General features: G+C 52.6%; 1 protein-coding gene. It reads right to left on the bottom strand.

All coding sequences use genetic code 11. The features are described 5' to 3' along the window. Window positions 1-26: 26 nt before the first annotated feature. The coding region (locus tag B0187_RS09210) for an IS110 family RNA-guided transposase (RefSeq protein ID WP_078237567.1) at window positions 27-835 on the bottom strand (809 nt) is incomplete at its 5' end.

Below are 835 nucleotides of genomic sequence, written 5' to 3'. Positions count from 1 at the left end.
GTAGCAACTGTGTTCCCTAAAAAAATCTACGCTACCGTCCCTGCGGATAAATGATAGCCCGCATCCCATTTTTCATTGCGTTTGACTAACGCATTCAGAATGGTCAGCAACTTCCGCATACAGGCGGTGAGGGCGACTTTTTTCGGTTTGCCTCTTGCCAACAAGCGGTCGTAAAAGGCTTTGAACACGGGTTCGAATCGAACCGCCGACAGCGCTGCCATATAGAGGGCGTTGCGAACGATAGCTCGTCCGCCTTGGCAGAATGATTTTCCCTTCCATTGCCCACTCTCTTTCGGGTGCGGTATCACGCCTACCAGTGAGGCGAGCCGTTTGGCACTCAATTTGCCCAGTTCGGGTAGGCTCGACATCAACACGGCGACACAGTTTTTGCCCACGCCTTTGATGTCACTGATGAGTGCTGCTTTGTCCCGAAAATCGGGGGTGTTCTCTGTGTGATTGTCGATGTCTTTATCTAACTCGGCAATCAGTTTGTCCAGCATTTCAATGTGTTGCTGAATGTTGGGCTGTTGCGTTTCGTGGCTCTGTTGCAAACGGCACAGTTCTGCCACTCGCATATCAACCAACTGGCGACGCCGTACCACCAAGGCTTCCAGCCGTTCTTCCGCCTCAGAAAGTGGCACATACAGCAAACCTTCCGCTTCGCCTTTGAGGTCGAGGTTTTGTCCGTAAAATGCCAAATTCAGGGCATCTTTCGCATCGGTCTTCGCCACATTTTGTGAACGGGCGTATTGTGCCGCTTTCTGCGGATTGGCAATCAAGACGCGATAGCCCACCCGAGCCAAGGCTTTGGCGACAGGGATTTCCAGCCCGCCTG

The sequence above is a fragment of the Haemophilus paracuniculus genome (assembly GCF_002015115.1).
Classification (GTDB): domain Bacteria; phylum Pseudomonadota; class Gammaproteobacteria; order Enterobacterales; family Pasteurellaceae; genus Haemophilus_E; species Haemophilus_E paracuniculus.
Note: the sequence above shows the minus strand (reverse complement) of the source record. Positions and strands in the feature narration are given on the sequence as shown.